At 68.5% G+C, this 15,889-nt stretch carries 16 protein-coding genes; 12 read left to right on the top strand and 4 right to left on the bottom strand.

Translation table 11 applies throughout. From position 1 onward, the window contains the following. Positions 1 to 39: 39 nt before the first annotated feature. The 5 genes from DCN14_RS23325 (at position 40) to DCN14_RS23345 (ending at position 4,811) form a co-directional block, all read left to right on the top strand. Positions 40 to 1,206: an extracellular solute-binding protein gene (locus DCN14_RS23325; protein ID WP_096505288.1), complete on the top strand. Its 1,167-nt coding sequence runs from the start codon at positions 40 to 42 to the stop codon at positions 1,204 to 1,206. Between the two features lie 49 nt (positions 1,207 to 1,255). Next, positions 1,256 to 2,335, top strand: a complete 1,080-nt coding sequence (locus DCN14_RS23330; protein ID WP_096505286.1) for an ABC transporter ATP-binding protein — start codon at positions 1,256 to 1,258, stop codon at positions 2,333 to 2,335. Between the two features lie 37 nt (positions 2,336 to 2,372). After that, positions 2,373 to 3,242 carry a sugar ABC transporter permease gene (locus tag DCN14_RS23335; RefSeq protein WP_096505284.1) on the top strand — a complete coding sequence of 290 codons (870 nt, stop codon included), beginning with the start codon at positions 2,373 to 2,375 and terminating at the stop codon, positions 3,240 to 3,242. After that, positions 3,242 to 4,165: an ABC transporter permease gene (locus DCN14_RS23340; protein WP_096505282.1), complete on the top strand. Its 924-nt coding sequence runs from the start codon at positions 3,242 to 3,244 to the stop codon at positions 4,163 to 4,165. The genes DCN14_RS23335 and DCN14_RS23340 overlap by 1 nt, the downstream gene beginning before the upstream one ends. Before the next feature lie 208 nt (positions 4,166 to 4,373). After that, entirely contained in the window at positions 4,374 to 4,811 is a 438-nt protein-coding gene (locus DCN14_RS23345; RefSeq protein ID WP_096505280.1) for a hypothetical protein, read from the top strand. A gap of 137 nt (positions 4,812 to 4,948) precedes the next feature. Here the strand turns inward: DCN14_RS23345 and DCN14_RS23350 are convergent, their stop codons facing one another. After that, positions 4,949 to 5,242 carry a DUF4148 domain-containing protein gene (locus DCN14_RS23350; RefSeq protein ID WP_096505278.1) on the bottom strand — a complete coding sequence of 98 codons (294 nt, stop codon included), beginning with the start codon at positions 5,240 to 5,242 and terminating at the stop codon, positions 4,949 to 4,951. Between the two features lie 214 nt (positions 5,243 to 5,456). On the opposite strand from DCN14_RS23350, the gene DCN14_RS23355 reads away from it, so the two are divergent. Further along, positions 5,457 to 5,669 carry a hypothetical protein gene (locus tag DCN14_RS23355; protein WP_096505276.1) on the top strand — a complete coding sequence of 71 codons (213 nt, stop codon included), beginning with the start codon at positions 5,457 to 5,459 and terminating at the stop codon, positions 5,667 to 5,669. 248 nt (positions 5,670 to 5,917) lie between these two features. Here DCN14_RS23355 and DCN14_RS23360 read toward each other — a convergent pair whose 3' ends face one another. Next, positions 5,918 to 6,982 carry a D-2-hydroxyacid dehydrogenase gene (locus tag DCN14_RS23360; protein ID WP_240327322.1) on the bottom strand — a complete coding sequence of 355 codons (1,065 nt, stop codon included), beginning with the start codon at positions 6,980 to 6,982 and terminating at the stop codon, positions 5,918 to 5,920. On the opposite strand from DCN14_RS23360, the gene DCN14_RS23365 reads away from it, so the two are divergent. From DCN14_RS23365 to DCN14_RS23385, 5 genes are all read left to right on the top strand, one after another. Further along, positions 6,981 to 8,171 (top strand): CoA transferase, encoded by a 1,191-nt coding sequence (locus DCN14_RS23365; RefSeq protein WP_096505454.1) that lies wholly within the window; start codon positions 6,981 to 6,983, stop codon positions 8,169 to 8,171. The genes DCN14_RS23360 and DCN14_RS23365 overlap by 2 nt on opposite strands. Positions 8,172 to 8,192: 21 nt before the next feature. After that, positions 8,193 to 9,155: a hydroxymethylglutaryl-CoA lyase gene (locus tag DCN14_RS23370; protein WP_096505274.1), complete on the top strand. Its 963-nt coding sequence runs from the start codon at positions 8,193 to 8,195 to the stop codon at positions 9,153 to 9,155. Positions 9,156 to 9,170: 15 nt separating this feature from the next. Continuing rightward, positions 9,171 to 9,554, top strand: a complete 384-nt coding sequence (locus DCN14_RS23375) for a VOC family protein (protein ID WP_096505272.1) — start codon at positions 9,171 to 9,173, stop codon at positions 9,552 to 9,554. Positions 9,555 to 9,797: 243 nt separating this feature from the next. Continuing rightward, positions 9,798 to 10,625, top strand: coding sequence for an alpha/beta hydrolase (locus tag DCN14_RS23380; protein ID WP_096505270.1), 828 nt, complete (start codon positions 9,798 to 9,800; stop codon positions 10,623 to 10,625). A 100-nt stretch (positions 10,626 to 10,725) separates the two neighbouring features. After that, positions 10,726 to 11,619: a LysR family transcriptional regulator gene (locus DCN14_RS23385; protein WP_096505268.1), complete on the top strand. Its 894-nt coding sequence runs from the start codon at positions 10,726 to 10,728 to the stop codon at positions 11,617 to 11,619. A 70-nt stretch (positions 11,620 to 11,689) separates the two neighbouring features. Here the strand turns inward: DCN14_RS23385 and DCN14_RS23390 are convergent, their stop codons facing one another. Together DCN14_RS23390 and DCN14_RS23395 are read right to left on the bottom strand one after the other, a co-directional pair. Continuing rightward, positions 11,690 to 13,147 carry an MFS transporter gene (locus tag DCN14_RS23390; protein WP_096505266.1) on the bottom strand — a complete coding sequence of 486 codons (1,458 nt, stop codon included), beginning with the start codon at positions 13,145 to 13,147 and terminating at the stop codon, positions 11,690 to 11,692. A 524-nt stretch (positions 13,148 to 13,671) separates the two neighbouring features. Beyond that, the gene (locus DCN14_RS23395; RefSeq protein ID WP_096505264.1) at positions 13,672 to 14,808 is read right to left on the bottom strand and encodes a hypothetical protein; all 1,137 of its coding nucleotides are present in this window, start codon (positions 14,806 to 14,808) and stop codon (positions 13,672 to 13,674) included. A 148-nt stretch (positions 14,809 to 14,956) separates the two neighbouring features. On the opposite strand from DCN14_RS23395, the gene DCN14_RS23400 reads away from it, so the two are divergent. Then, positions 14,957 to 15,883, top strand: a complete 927-nt coding sequence (locus tag DCN14_RS23400; RefSeq protein WP_096505262.1) for a LysR family transcriptional regulator — start codon at positions 14,957 to 14,959, stop codon at positions 15,881 to 15,883. Positions 15,884 to 15,889: the final 6 nt, after the last annotated feature.

The following is a 15,889-nucleotide window of genomic DNA, read 5'->3' on the forward strand; positions in this document are numbered from 1 at the left end:
TGAAAGAAAGGTCCCATCCACCGACCGAAGTGAGGAGACATGAACACAACCACGATCGGGCGCCGCGTCTGCCGAATCGCCCTGGCGCTGGGCTTCACGCTGTCGGCCGCGGCGGCCGTCGCGGCCCCCGTGTCGCTGAATGTCGTCGACGTCGCGGGCAACCTGCAACTGACGCAGAAGGCCATCGAGGCCTTCAAGGACAAGAACCCGAATCTCGTGTCGAACGTCACGTTCACGAATGCGCCCGCGCCGCAACTGCCGGGCAAGATCAAGGCGATGCAGGCGGCGGGGCGCTCCGACATCGACCTCGTGCTGACCGGCACCGACGCGCTGGCCGCCGGCATCGAGCAGAACCTCTGGCTCAAGCTGCTGCCCGACAACGCGGGCGCGTTCCCCGGCGTGCTCGACAAGTACGCGCCCGGCCCGCGCAAGATGCAGGATCTCGCGCAGGGCTTCGGCCTCGAAGTGACCTACATGCCGGCCGGCCCGCTGCTCGAATACAACCCGGCCAAGGTCAGCGATCCGCCGAAGACGCCTGCCCAGCTGCTCGCGTGGTGCAAGGCGCATCCGAACAAGCTGATCTACGCGCGCCCGGCGAACTCGGGCCCGGGCCGCACGTTCCTGATGGGGTTGCCGTACGTGCTCGGCGACAAGAACCCGCAGGACCCGGTCAACGGCTGGGACAAGACCTGGGCGTTCCTGAAGCAGCTCAACGACTGCATCCCGTACTACCCGGGCGGCACGTCGGCGGTGATGAAGGAGCTCGGCGAAGGCACGCGCGACATGACCGTGACCGTCACCGGCTGGGACATCAACCCGCGCGCGCTCGGCATCGTGCCGGCCGATTTCCGGATCCAGGCGTTCGACAATATGACGTGGGTCAACGACGCGCACTACATGGTGATCCCGAAGGGCGTGCCGAAGGACAAGCTCGACGTGCTGTTCAAGCTGATGAACTTCCTGCTCGAGCCGCCGCAGCAGGCGATGACCTACGACGACGGCTACTTCTATCCGGGCCCGGCGGTAAAGGGCGTGACGCTGGAGATGGCGCCCGCGCACAGCCAGGACGTCATCAAGAAATTCGGGCGCCCCGAGTACGCCAGGCTGCTGGCCGATCATCCGCACGTGCAGCCGCTCAGCGCGCAGGCGATGGTCGCCGCGTTCCAGAAGTGGGACCGCGAGATCGGTTCGCAGAAGTCGAAATGACGCATGAACCCGCGGGCGCTGCGGCGCCCGCGCCGACGGAGTTCGCGTAATGAAGCACAGTTTCGAACGGCTGCGGCTCGACGGCGTGTGCCGCAGCTTCACCAATGCGGAGGGCGCGCAGGTCGCCGCACTGAACGGGCTCGATCTCGATATCAGGCGCGGCGAGTTCATCGCGCTGCTCGGCCCGTCCGGTTGCGGCAAATCGACCGCGCTGAACTGCATTGCCGGGCTGCAGCCGCTCACGAGCGGCGGCATCTGGCTCGACGACACGCGCATCGACGTGCTGCCGCCCGAGCGCCGCGGCTTCGGGATGGTGTTCCAGAACTACGCGCTGTTTCCGCACATGTCGGTGCTCGAGAACGTCGGCTTCGGGCTGAAGATGCGCGGCGTGCCGAAGCAGGAAACGCGGCGGCGCGCGCAGCAGGCGCTCGAACTCGTGCAACTGGTCGGCCATGAAGGCAAGCTGCCCGGGCAGCTGTCGGGCGGCCAGCAGCAGCGTGTCGCGATCGCGCGTGCGATCGTGATCGAGCCGCCGCTGGTGCTGATGGACGAGCCGCTGTCGAACCTCGACACGAAGCTGCGCATCGAGATGCGGGCCGAGATCCGCCGCATCCACACGCAGCTCGAACGCGCGACGATCTACGTGACGCACGACCAGGACGAGGCGCTGTCGATGGCCGACCGGATCGTCGTGATGAAGGAGGGCGTCGTGCAGCAGGTCGCGTCGCCGAAGGACGTGTACACGCGCCCGCACAACCTGCACGTCGCGCGCTTCATGGGCTATCGCAACGTGCTGCCGTTCACGCTCGAAGGGATGGCCGGCGATCACGTGAACGTCACGGCCGCCGGCGTGCGCCTCACGGGCGTGCCGATGGCCGGTTTCGACGGCAAGGACGTGCTGGTCGCGCTGCGTCCCGACGATATCGAACGCGCGACGGAAAGCGCCGACAACGCGTTCGACGCGACCGTCGACACGCTCGAGTACGGCGGCCGCGATTCGCTGATCCGCGCCACCACGCCGTTCGGCCCGATCTGGGCGCGCGTGGCCGGCGAATTCGCCGAAGGCGAACGGCTGCGCCTGCGCGTGGCGCCGGCGCGCACGCTCGTCTACGCGGGAGACGCGAAATGAACGACGCACGCGCGGCGCTGGGCCGCCGGGAGGCCGCATGAGCACGCTCGCGGCCGGTACGCGGCGCGACGCGAAGGCGTGGCTCGTCACGCCCGCGCTCGCGTTCATCGTCGCGCTGTTCATCTATCCGTTCGCGTACGGCCTCGTGCTGTCGTTCCAGCCGATGAACGGCGGCGGCGCGCTCGCGAACTACGTGCAGTTCTTCACCGATACCGCGATGTGGCCGACCGTGCTCGTCACGCTGAAGCTCGCGGTGCCGGCCACGCTGATCAACGTCGGCATCTCGGTGCCCGTCGCGTTCGCGCTGCGCCGCAATTCTCCGTACCAGAAGTTCGTCACGACGCTGCTGGTGATTCCCGTCACGCTCGGCACGGTGCTCGTCGCCGACGGGATGCTCACGTACTTCGGCCCGAACGGCTGGTTCCCGCAGGCGCTGCAGGGGCTGCACCTGTACACGGACGAAGTGCGCCTCACGCACAACTACTGGGGCGTGCTGCTGTCGCTGATCGTGTCGGGCTTTCCGTTCGCGTTCCTGCTGATGCTGTCGTACGTCAGCGGCATCGATCCGACGCTCGCGCGCGCCGCGGCCACCCTCGGCGCGAACCCGTGGCAGCAGTTCCGGCAGATCTACCTGCCGCTGCTGGTGCCGGGGCTCACGATGGCCGCGTGCCTGTCGTTCGTACAGGCGTTCTCGGTGTTTCCGTCGGCCGTGCTGCTCGGCGCGCCGGCCGGGCCGACGCGCGTGATCTCGATCGCGGCCGCCGAAGCCGCGTTCGAGAGCTACGACTATTCGCTCGCGTCCGCGATCGCGATCGTGATGGGCTTCGTCCAGTTGCTGGTGGTCGCCTCGATGCTCGGCGCGCGCCGCTTCTTCTATACCGGTCCGGTCACGGGAGGCAAGGGCTGATGGGGACCGACAATCATGCCGCGCCAGCCTGGCCGCCGAAGCACAACCCGCCCGGCGCACAGCCCGTCAACGCGATGAAGCCGCGGAAGCTGCGCGGCAGCCTCGCCGGCCGCGCGTGGAAGGCGCTCGTGTGGGGGCTGATGGCGTTCTTCCTGCTGAACGTGATGCTGCTGATCGCGACCGTCGCGGTGAATTCGGTCGCGACACGCTGGTTCGGCACGCCGCTGCCGCAGGGCTTCACGCTGCACTGGTACACGAAGGCATGGGAAGACTTCCAGCTCGCGAGCGTGCTGTGGGTGACCGTCGAAGTCGTCGGCGCGGTCGTGCTGCTGTCGGTCGCGCTCGGCGTGCCGGCCGCGTATGCGCTCGCCCGCGTGCAGTTTCGCGGCAAGCGCTTCGCGCTGCTGGTGTTCCTGCTGCCGCTGATGGTGCCGCCCGTCACGTACGGGATCCCGATGGCGACCGTCATGTACAAGGTCGGACTCGCGGGCACGCTGCCGGGCGTGATCCTCGCGAACCTGGTGCCGGCGCTGCCGTTCGTGATCCTCGTGATGACGCCGTTCATCGAGCAGATCGACCCGAATCTCGAATCCGCCGCGCGGATCTTCGGGGCGAACACGTGGCGCTATTTCCGCTACGTGCTGCTGCCGCTGCTGGTGCCCGGCATGCTCGCCGCGGGCCTGCTCGTGCTGGTGCGCACGATCGGGATGTTCGAGCTGACTTTCTTCACCGCGGGCCCGAGCACGCAGACGCTCGTCGTCGCGCTGTATTACGCGGTGTTTTCGACCGGCGTGCGCGCGCCGCAGTCGATCGATGCGATGGCGATGATCTACATGGCCATCACGCTCATCTGGGTCGTGATCGCGCTGCAGTTCGTGAGCCCGACGCAGCTGGTGAGCCGCGTGAAGCAAGAGCGGCAGTAACCGCGACCCGATCGACGCGGCAGCAGGGCGGCCGCGTGATTGCATTGCGCCGCGCGGACGTTGGCCCGCACGCATCCGTGCAATTGGTTACAAATGGATACCGCGAACGACACGCGGACGTTGCAGACTACGCGGCGTACCGGCCACGCGCTGCGTTCATCGCGCAGCGCCGCATGCCGCCCGACGTTCACCCGATGCACGGATATCCATGAAGTTCCAAACGCTGCTCACGCTCGGCTGTGCCGCCTCGCTGCTTGCCGCCTGCAACCTGCTCCACGACGGTCCCGGATCGAGCGACGTCGACGCCGCGGTGCGCCGCGCGCTCGAGGCGGAAAACCACGGCGGCCTGAACGCGCTGTTCGGCCAGCCGCTGCCCGTGTCGGCCGACGTGATCTCGGCGAAACCCGACGGCGACTGCAAGAAGGCCGGCGAGCGCACCTACACGTGCGACGTCGTGGTCACGTGGCGCAATACCGATTACTCGCCGTCGCGCGCGAACCTCACGTTCGTGCAGGCCGCCGACGGTTCGTGGCAGACGTCGGGCGTCGATGCGGCCATCGCGACGGGCGCCGCCAAGTCGATGATCGACCGGATCGGCAAGGCATGGCCCGGCAATGCGGCCAGCGCCGCGTCGGCGCCGCAGTAATGCCCCGGGCGGCCGTTCTGACGATTGCGGTGTGCGATGCAGCCGATGCGCGCCGCACCGTCGCGCGCCGTTTGTCGAAGGCCTGCCCCCGATAACGGATGCCTCCGCCGGTCGCGACGAGCGCACCGGTGCACAGCTCAGCGCCCGCGACCCGCTATGCCGGCAGCGGGTGCGCCCGGCACCGGGCGGCCCGCCGCGCTCGCCGCGCCGGCATCCGCGCCGATCCCCGACGCTTGTTCGAGACGCGCTTCGGCGGCGCGGATGTCGTCCGGATACTGGCCCTTCAGCGGCTTGTAGCCCGCCTGCTCGAGCTGGCGCAACTGTGCGACGACTTCGGCTCGCGTGACGGGTGCGGCAGGCGATTGCGCGAACGACATGGCAGGGGCCGCCAGCGCTGCGGCGAGAACGAGCATGGAAAGCTTGGTTTTCATCTTCAGGATCTCCGAAAAACGGGGTACCCGGCACGGCACACGCGCCGCAACGGTGAGTCCATCTTGTTCGACCCGCGCTTAAGTCCGGATTAACCTGAAAAAGGGCGCGAACATCAGTCCGCTATCGGCAGAACCTATTTTCGATATGCGGATCGACATATAGGGAAAACCCTTAATTCGAGATATAATCACCGGGTAGAAGAAAGGTCGAACCATGCCCGAACGTTTCCAATCCCTTGAAAAATTTGTGTTTTCCCTGATCGTGATGTCCGCGGTCGTCTGCTCCGCATTCCTCGCGTACGAGCGTCACCCCGAGATCAAGATCGCCCTGCACGAAGGCGAAGCGCTGATGCGCGAAAGCGCCAAGTACTCGGCCATCTGCTCGCCGTCGAAGGTCGATCCTTGCGTCGAGATGTCCGCGTACTGATACGCGCATCGAAATCCGTTTCAGGCGCGTCCGGCCGCTTTGGCGGCCGGCGTTCGTTCACGTAGCGCGCTCGGGGAATCTGCAACCCGGCCGCAAGACGGCGCGGATGTACACGCGCTGATCAACGCGTCGAGTCGCGGCACCCGCAACGCCGAATCCAGCCGGCCCCGCTTCGAGCAATCGAGCGGGGCCGTTCTGTTTGCGCGGTCGAAATGCGCGACCGAAGCGATCGCCGCTTCCCGGACGCATCACACGACGTTACGCGGCTCGCCCGCCGCAAAGGCGGCGACGTTGTCGACGAGCTGGTCGGCCAGCGCCTGCATCGCCTCGTCGCTCGCCCATCCGACATGCGGCGTCAGGATGAAGGCCGGATGCGACAGGATCGCGTGAAACGGATGCGCGGCCGGCAGCGGCTCCTGCGTGAGCACGTCGAACCCGGCCCCCGAGATCTGCCCCGACTGCAGCGCGTCGACCAGCGCGCTTTCATCCACGAGTCCGCCGCGCGCGGTATTGATCAGCAACGGGCGGCGCGCCATCCGTGCGAAGGCGCGTGCGTCGATCAGATTGCGCGTGGCCGGCGTGAGCGGACAGTGCAGCGTGATCGCGTCGCTGTCGCGCAGCAGCGCGTCGAGCGGCACGTGATCGTCTCCCCGCGCATCGCCGTGCGCGGCGAACAGCACGCGCATGTCGAGCGCGCGGGCGATGCCGGCCACCGCGCGGCCGAGCACGCCGTCGCCGACGATCCCGAGCGTCGAGCCGGCCAGGTCGCGAATCGGGTGATCGAAGAAGCAGAACTGTCCGCTGTCGAGCCAGCGTCCCGCCCGCACCGCGTCGCGATACGCGACGAGGCTGCGCCGCAGCGCGAAGATCAGCGCGAACGTGTGCTCGGGCACGGTGCGCACCGCATACCCGCGAATGTTGCTGACGACGATGCCGCGCGCCGCGCATGCGTCGAGATCGACGATGTCGGTGCCGGTGGCCGCGATCGCGATCATCTTCAGGTGCCGCGCATCGGCAAGTGCCGCCGCGTCAAGCCGGATCTTGTTGGTGACGACGATGTCCGCGTCGCCGATGCGTTCGGCCACCTCGTTCGCGGCCGTCCGCTCGAACGTATGGAGCGCGTGCGGCCCGGCTTGACCGTTGCGCGAGCGCGCTTTCCCGGATGGAAAGGCCGGCGCAGCGTACGTCCGGCACGCCCGCCCGCCAGCCTTTCCGTCCGGGAAAGGCTGGTTGAACATCGATCGATTTTCGCCGCGCGCGAACGCCGTCATGATCGCCGTCATCGACAACACGATTTCATCGGAGACAGTCATGACGAGACCCCTGGACGGCATCCGCGTGCTGGAACTCGGCCAACTGATCGCCGGGCCGTTCGCGGGCCGGATGCTCGCGGAATTCGGCGCGGACGTGATCAAGGTCGAGCCGCCCGGCGTCGGCGACCCGCTGCGCAAATGGCGGCTGCTGCATGAAGGCACGTCGGTCTGGTGGGCCGCGCAGTCGCGCAACAAGCGCTCGCTCGCGCTCGACCTGCGCACCGCCGAAGGGCAGGACGTCGTGCGCCGCCTCGTCGCCGAAACCGACGTGCTGATCGAGAACTTCCGGCCCGGCACGCTCGAAGGCTGGGGACTCGGCTGGGACACGCTGTCCGCCATCAATCCGGGGCTCGTGATGCTGCGCGTGTCCGGCTTCGGGCAAACCGGCCCGTACCGCGACCGGCCCGGCTTCGGCGTGATCGCCGAAGCGATGGGCGGCCTGCGGCACCTGACCGGCGAGCCCGGCCGCACGCCGGTGCGTGTGGGCGTGTCGCTCGGCGATTCGCTGTCGGCGCTGCACGGCGTGATCGGCGTGCTGCTCGCGCTGCGGCATCGCGAACAGCAGGGCGGCCAGGGGCAGGTCGTCGACGTCGCGCTGTACGAGTCGGTCTTCAACATGATGGAAAGCCTGTTGCCCGAATACTCGGCGTTCGGCGCGGTGCGCGAGGCGGCCGGCAGCAGCCTGCCCGGCATCGCACCGACCAACGCGTACCGGTGCCGCGACGGCAAGTACGCGCTGATCGCCGGCAACGGCGACAGCATCTTCCGGCGCCTGATGGAACTGATCGCGCGCCCCGATCTCGGCAACGATCCCGCGCTCGCGCACAACGACGGCCGCGTCGCGCAGGTCGCGCGCATCGATGCGGCGATCGGCGAATGGAGCGCGCAGCACGATCTCGACGACGTGCTGGCCGCGCTGAACGAAGCGCGCATTCCGTCCGGGCGCATCTACGACGTCGCCGACATCGCGGCCGACCCGCATTACCGCGCGCGCGACATGATCGTCGACGCCGCGTTGCCCGACGGCACGCCGGTACTCGTGCCGGGCATCGTGCCGAAACTGGGCGCGACGCCGGGACACATCGAGCGTGCGGCGCCCGCGCTCGGCGCGCATACCGATGCCGTACTCGAATCGATCGGCATCGATGCCGCGACGCGCGACGACTGGCGCACGCGCGGCGTGATCTGAACGGCCCCCAGGAGCGACGACATGAGCACACAACCCAAACGACTCTACATCCACGAAGTCGCGACACGCGACGGTTTCCAGAACGAAGCGGCCTTCGTCGACACCGACGACAAGATCGCGCTCGTCGATGCGCTGAGCGCGTGCGGCTACGCGAAGATCGAGGTCACGTCGTTCACGTCGCCGAAGGCGATTCCCGCGCTGCGCGATGCCGAGGCCGTGATGCACGGCATCGCGCGCGCGCCGGGCGTCGTCTATACGGTGCTCGTGCCGAACGTACGCGGCGCGGAGCGCGCGCTGTCGTGCGGCGTCGACGAAGTGAACCTCGTGATGTCGATGAGCGAGAGCCACAACCGCGCGAACCTGCGGATGACCCGCGAGCAGTCGTTCGCGCAGCTGCGCGACGTGATCGACGCGGTGCGCGGCACGGGCGTCGCGATCAACGTGTCGCTGTCGACCGCGATGGGCTGCCCGATGGAGGGCGACGTGCGCGCCGAAACCGTGCTCGCGTGGATGCAGCGGTTCGCGGATCTCGGCGTGCACGGCTTCACGCTGTGCGACACGACCGGCATGGCGTTTCCGTCGCAGGTACGCGATCTCGGCCAACGCGCACGCGAGCGCTTCGGCGCGTTGCAGCTCACGCTGCACTTTCACAACACGCGCGGGATGGCGCTCGCCAACACGCTCGCCGCGCTCGACGCGGGCATCGACCGCTTCGACGCGTCGCTCGGCGGGCTCGGTGGATGCCCGTACGCGCCGGGCGCGACCGGCAACGCGTGCACCGAAGAGCTCGTGCACATGCTCGCGCTCGACGGCTACGATACCGGCATCGACCTCGCGGCCGTGCTTGCCGCGGCCGCGCGGCTGCCGGCGCTGATCGGGCACGACGTGCCGAGCCAGCTCCTGAAGGCGGGGCGGCGCGCGGACCTTCACCCGGCGCCACGCGCCGAAGCCCGCGACATGCCGGCGCAGCGGGCTTTCTCATGAACAGGAGCGAATCACATGGCGCTGATTGACCACCTCGACCACCTCGTGCTGACCTGCGTCGATCCGGAACGGACGAAGCGCTTCTACACCGAGGTGCTGCAGATGCAGCTCGAAACCTTCGGCGCGGGGCGGCTCGCGTTCCGTTTCGGCAACCAGAAGATCAATCTGCACGTGCGCGGCGCGGAGTTCGAACCGAAGGCGCACGTGCCGGTGCCGGGCGCGCTCGACCTGTGCTTCATCGCGTCGGTGCCGCTCGACGACGTGATCGCGCATCTGCGGCGCGTCGACTGGCCGATCGTCGAAGGGCCGGTCGAGCGCACCGGCGCGACGCAGAAGATCCGCTCGGTGTACGTACGCGATCCGGACCTGAACCTGATCGAGATCTCGGAGCCGATCTGACGGAGCAGGGTGGCGCGGTGCTTCACCGTGCCCTGATCTGTCCACGCGGCCATGCACTACGCACTATGCGGCGCCGCAGTCCGTCGCCGAAAGCGGACAGGCGCGCACCCCGCTCGCCGATTCCGGATAGCCGGGCCCGCCCGCGCTGCGGATAATGGAACGACGGCGCCGGCCCGTCCGCCGCCTTCGCGGCGGGCGCCGCGCGGGGCCCGCGCATCCGCAATCCGACCAGGTGCTTCCCGAATGACGATCCTCTATCGCGGCATGGACCGCGCGGCACTCGACGCCGCCTACCTGAACACGAAGGCCATTCCCGATTTCCCGGCGGTGCTCGCGTCCTGCCAGGCACGCAGCGCGGCGCTGTACGACGCGACGCCCGGCAGCCGCGACCTGCGTTACGGCCCGCGCCCCGCGCAGCGCTTCGACTGGCTGCGCTGCGGCCGGCCCGACGCGCCGCTGTTCGTGTTCATTCACGGCGGCTACTGGCAACACTGCGCGAAAGAGGATTTCGCGTACGCCGCGGCCGGCCCGCTCGCACGCGGCTTCGACGTCGTGCTCGCCGAATACACGCTCGCGCCGGCCGCATCGATGACCGGCATCGTCGCCGAGATCGGCGCGTTGCTCGATCATCTCGCGGCCGATCCGGACGGCATCGGCACCGCCGGCAGGCCGCTCCACCTGAGCGGACACTCGGCGGGCGGCCACCTGACGGCCGTGCATCGCGCGCATCCGGCCGTCGTGTCGGCGCTCGCGATCAGCCCGCTCGTCGATCTCGAACCGATCTCGCTGTGCGTGCTCGGCGACAAGCTGACACTCACCGCGCACGAGATCGCCGCGTACAGCCCGCTGCACCACGTCGGGCCCGGTGCGCCGACCGTCGTCGCGGTCGGCGCGGCCGAGCTGCCCGAGCTCGTGCGGCAAGCACACGAATACGCCGACGCATGCGAAGCAGCCGGCGAACACATTGCACGTGCATGGTTGCCCGGCATGCGGCATTTCTCGGTGCTCGACGATCTCGCTAAACCGGACGGCGCGATGCTCGCGGCATGGCAGGCGCTGACGTCGCGCTGACCGGGCCGTTTCGCGGCCGCACGGCCGCGCGTATGATCGGCATCGGGCCGCTCCGGCACTGACCACGCGCGCCGCACGGCTTTCTCCCAGGATCCTCGACATGGTGAACCCGCTTCATTTCGATCTGCAGTCGCTGCGCGTGTTCGCACTCGTCGCCGAGCACGGCAGCCTGACCAAGGCCGCCGAACATGGGCAGCTCACGCTGTCCGCGGTCAGCAAGCGCATTGCGGAACTCGAGAGCGTGACGGGCAGTGCGCTGTTCGTCCGGCATGCGCGCGGCGTCGAGCTGACGCCCGCGGGCCGCGCGCTGCTCGACCATGCGGCGAAGGTGATCGAGCAGGTCAACCGGATGGCGCACGAGATGAGCGACTATGTCGCCGGCGTGCGCGGCCACATCCACGTGTGGACCAACACGTCGGCCATCGTCCAGTTCCTGCCGGCCGATCTCGCCGCGTTCCTCACCGGCAATCCGGGCATCAAGGTCAGTCTCGAAGAGCGGCTGAGCCACGAGATCGTCGACGCGCTCGCGTCCGGCAAGGCCGATCTCGGCGTGTTCGCCGACAACGTGCCGGCGCCGGGCATCGAACGCCGGCTGTACCGGCGCGACGAACTCGTGCTGCTCGTGCCGCGCGGGCATCGCTTCGCGGCGCACGACAGCATCCGCTTCGCGGATACGCTCGATGAAGACTACGTCGGCCTGAGCGACGGCAGTTCGCTGCTCACGCGGATGACCGACGCCGCGTTCGCGGCCGAGCGCTCGCTGAAGCTGCGCATCCAGGTATCGAATTTCGACGGCGTGAGCCGGATGATCGAGGCCGGGCTCGGCATCGGCGTGCTGCCGCGCGATGCGGTGACCCATGAGCGCGCAGCGCGGCTTGGGGTCGTGAAGCTCGACGATGCGTGGGCGACACGCACGCTGTGGGTCGGCGTGAAGGCCGGCGCCGTGCTGACCACCGACATCGCGAAGCTGTTCGATTTCATGTCGGCGCGCTGAGCGCGCCGCAAACGCGACGCGCGGGGCATGCATCGGCACGCCCCGCGCGGTTGTCGCATTCCAGCGGGCATTACACCGGGTTGATGTCGTCCTGGCTGCGCCGCGTGGTCAGCGGCCCGAACACGCGCAGCGTGACCGCGACGATGCCGAGCGCGACCGAGATCACGCCGAACATCGCGCCCGCGCCGTAATCGGCGAGCACCGGCAGCAGCATGAACGGCAGCGCGCCGCTGACGATGCGCGACAGCGCATACGTGCTGCCGATCGCCGTCGAGCGCACGCGCGCCGGGAAGATCTCGGCCTGGTACACGTGATACGCGTTGCTGAACACGTTCGACGCGCAGGTCGTCAGGAAACCGAAGCAGACGATCAGCGCCGTATTGCCCGAATACGCGAAGCCCAGCCCGAATGCGGCGATCGCCAGGATCGACACGATCACGAGCGTGCGGCGCTCGATCCAGTTCAGCAGCGGAATCGACAGCAGCGAACCGATCGGATAACCGATGAACGACAGTGCGATGAACAGCGTGCTGTCCGTCACGTCGAAACCGCGGCTCTTGACGACCGTGCCCGCGAGCGTGCCGAACCCGTAATAGCCGAAGCCCTGGAACAGATGGAACACCGCGAGCATCAGGTAGCGCTTGCCGTACGGCTGACGGCGCAGCAGCGCAATGCGCTCGCCGATGCCCAGCGGCCGCTGCGGTTCGGCCGATTCGGCGAACTGCTCGGGTGCGCGTACGCCGGCGCTTTGCGCGAAGCGCCGCGCGGCGGCATGCGCTTCCGCCGTGCGGCCTTGCGCGAGCAGCCAGCGCGGGCTTTCCGGCAGCCGGTGCTGGATCAGCAGCACGTACACGGCGCCGAGGCTGCCGATCGCGAGGATGATGCGCCAGCCGGCCACGCCCGCGATATGCAGCGGATTGAGCCATAGCGCGAGGAAGCCGACCAGCGGCACCGCGACGTAGGAAGTCGTATAGGCCCACGCGGCGAGTCGCCCGCGTTTTTCTTTCGGCAGGATTTCCGACAGGAAGCTGTCGGCGACCGGATAGATCGCGCCGACGCCGATGCCCGTCAGGAACCGGCACGCGACCAGCATGTCGGCATTCACCGAGAATGCGCCGACCAGCGAGAACGCGCTGTACCAGACGAGCGTCATCAGGAACGCCTTGCGGCGGCCAATGCGGTCGGCGAGGCTGCCCAGGCAGACCGCGCCGACGAACATCCCGATGAACGCGGATGCGAGCAGCAGCTTGAAATCGGCGCTTTGCCGGCTCAGTCCGTATTCGTGCTGCAACGCGGTGCCGATCGTGCTGACGAGGAAGATTTCGTACATGTCGAAGAACAGCCCGATGCCGATCACCCACACGACGAACCGGTGCAAGGCGCCGACCGGCAAGTCGTCCATGAATTCGCCGAGCGTGACGCTGCGGGCGGGAAGGGGCGCCGCATCGGCGCCGGCCCGGGCCGCGGACGGTCTTGCGGACGCGGGTCCGCCCGCATTGCCGCCTAGATCGAGGGATTGGCTGTTCATCGTGTCTCCTGATTATCGATATGCCGTGGCGCAGCGCCCGGCCGTTCGCGGCCGGCATCACGGGCCCGGTCGCGCGACGCGACGGCGGGGCGCGCGCGGCCCGTCAAAGGCCGGATGCGCGGGCGGCGCCGATCGTCCGAAACATGGTCGGCGAATTCGCGCGGCGCGATAATTGCGGATGCCTCAAGCATCCTTTCCTGCGCAGAAAGGCTGCGAAACGCCCGCCGGGCGGGCGTCGGATGCGGGCCCGGCCAGCGGGCGAGCGCCGGGGCAGGGAAAACCATGGGGCGTTGAAGCCGAACGGCTGCGGCGAGTCATGACTGCGCGCGTCGCCATTGCACATCCGCGCACGGTTGAATGCACCGGCGCGGCGCACCTCGCGCATTCGTCAGCTCGTCAGCTCGTCAGCTCGTCAGCTCGTCAGCTCGTCAGCTCGTCAGCTCGTCAGCTCGTCAGCTCGTCAGCTCGTCAGCTCGTCAGCTCGTCAGCTCGTCAGCTCAACGACTGGCGTGCGCCGTCCGGGTTCACGGCAATGCGCACGGATCGGCGTGTTCGGCGGCCGCCTTTGCGTCCGCTTGTTCATGCCGCACCGTATCCGACGCGACGGCCTGCAGGCTTGCCGCCATGTCCGGCGCGATGCCGAGCTGCGCGGCCGCCTGCTCGCGCGCCCCGAACGTGCGGACGTCGACGCCGCTGATCTGCTGGAACAGCACGAGCGCGCTCAGATACGCGCCGAGCACGCCCGGATGCAGATAGTCGGGCCGCGAGATCGGCGGGTCGTTCTGCGCGCGGATGCCGTACCACAGCAGCGGCGCGCCGGACGGCGCATACGGATCGGCGGCGACGCCCCCCGTCGCCCACGCACGCTGCCACGCGCGCCCGACCGGTGCGACGGCAACGATCGACGGGTCGGTCCGGCGCGCGCCTTCGTACGCATCGCGATACGCGGCGACGAGCTCGGCGAGACGCTCGACGTAGCGCGCGTGAAAACCGTCGCTGTCCGGCGCGCCGGCGAGCGCTTTCGCGAGATCGGCGCGCGGCCAGGTTTCGTACAGATAGACGCGTGCCTGCGGTGCGGCCGCCCGAATGCCGCGCGCCAGCTTCGCGACGCTGGCGCAGAAGCCGGCCGGATCGCTGGCGCGGCTGTGCGTGAGCGCGAACGGCAGCGGCTTCGCGCTCAGTTCCTGCAGCACGACCGCATCCCAGACGGGGCGATCGATCACGTCCGATGCGACGCGGTCGTGTTTCGCGAGGCTCGTCGCCGACATCGCCTCGAGATGGACGTCATAGTCGAGCCCGGCTTCGAGCGCGAAACGCGCGACGATGCCCGGAATGCCGCCCCACGGGCCCGGTTCGCGTTCCGCGCGCACGCCGGTTTGCCCGTCGTTTTCGTCGACGACCGACGCGTCGCCATCGGCCGCCTGGCTGCCGGTACGCATCGCGCCGTACGAACGCACGGGCGTGTAGCGGCCGTGCGTGAGGCTGTCGCCGACGAACAGGATGTGTTGTGTCGTGCGGCCGTCAGGCGACGACGGCCCGGCAGGCGAGTCCGGGGTCGAACCGGCAAATTCGGGCACGGTGAACAGCAACGCCGCGACGCACGCCAGCGCGCGACGCGTGACGGTGAAAAAGGCCGAGGGCACGGCAGGCATTTCGCGCATCGCGGCAATTCCGGAAGAAAGCGTGGATAAAGAGTATTTCATGAAGCGGCCCGACGGAGCCGGTCGGGAGATACGGCGCGCGTACGGTAGACTGCGCGCTGGCCTTCCCGCCGCCGAACACCCCCACATCTGCGCTCACTCATACGCCATGGACCGAATCGATGCGATGAAGGTATTCGTCGCCACGCTGGACGAGGGCAGTCTCGCGGGCGCGAGCCGCCGACTCGGCCGCTCGCCGGCGGCAGTCAGCCGTGCGATTGCCTTTCTCGAAGCGCATACCGGCACTGCGTTGCTGTATCGCACCACGCGCACGATCCGCCTGAGCGAAGCCGGTGAGCGCTATGCGGCGGCATGCCGCCGCATTCTCGGGGATCTCGAGGAAGCCGACATGCTGATTGCCGACGAGCACTCGGCACCGCGCGGGCTCTTGACGGTCACCGCGCCGGTCGCCGCGGGCGAAGGCGTGCTGCGTGCGCTTCTCGACGAATTCATCGATCGCCATCCTGCCGTGTCGATTCGGCTGCAACTGCTCGACCGCCCCGTCAGCCTGATCGACGAGGGGATCGACGTCGCGCTGCGCATCGCGCACCTGACCGATTCGACGCTCGTCGCGATTCCGGTCGGCGCGGTGCGACGGGTCGTCGTTGCCGCGCCCGACTATCTGGCATCGCATCCGCCGATCGCCGTTCCCGCCGATCTCGCGCAACAGCGGATCATCTCGATGACGCATTTCGGGCTCGATTCGTGGAGCTTCCCGCCATCGGGACGGTCGGCGCTTCCGCAGGTCGTCCAGTTCACGCCGCGCTTCATCGTCAACACGATCCGCGGCGCCGTCGCGTCGGCGCTCGCCGGCCACGGCGTCACGCGGCTCTTCTCGTATCACGTCGCCGAGCAGGTCCGAGACGGCGCGTTACGGATCGTGCTGCGCGACAGCGAGCACGCGCCGCTGCCGATCCATCTGGTCACGCCATACGGACGACTGACGGTCCCGAAGGTACGGACGTTCGTCGATTTCGCCACACCCCGGCTGCGCGAACATTTCGCGCAACTAGCCGCCATGACCGACGGAGATTGAACCGAA

The sequence above is a fragment of the Burkholderia sp. IDO3 genome, from assembly GCF_003366075.1.
GTDB lineage: Bacteria > Pseudomonadota > Gammaproteobacteria > Burkholderiales > Burkholderiaceae > Burkholderia > Burkholderia anthina.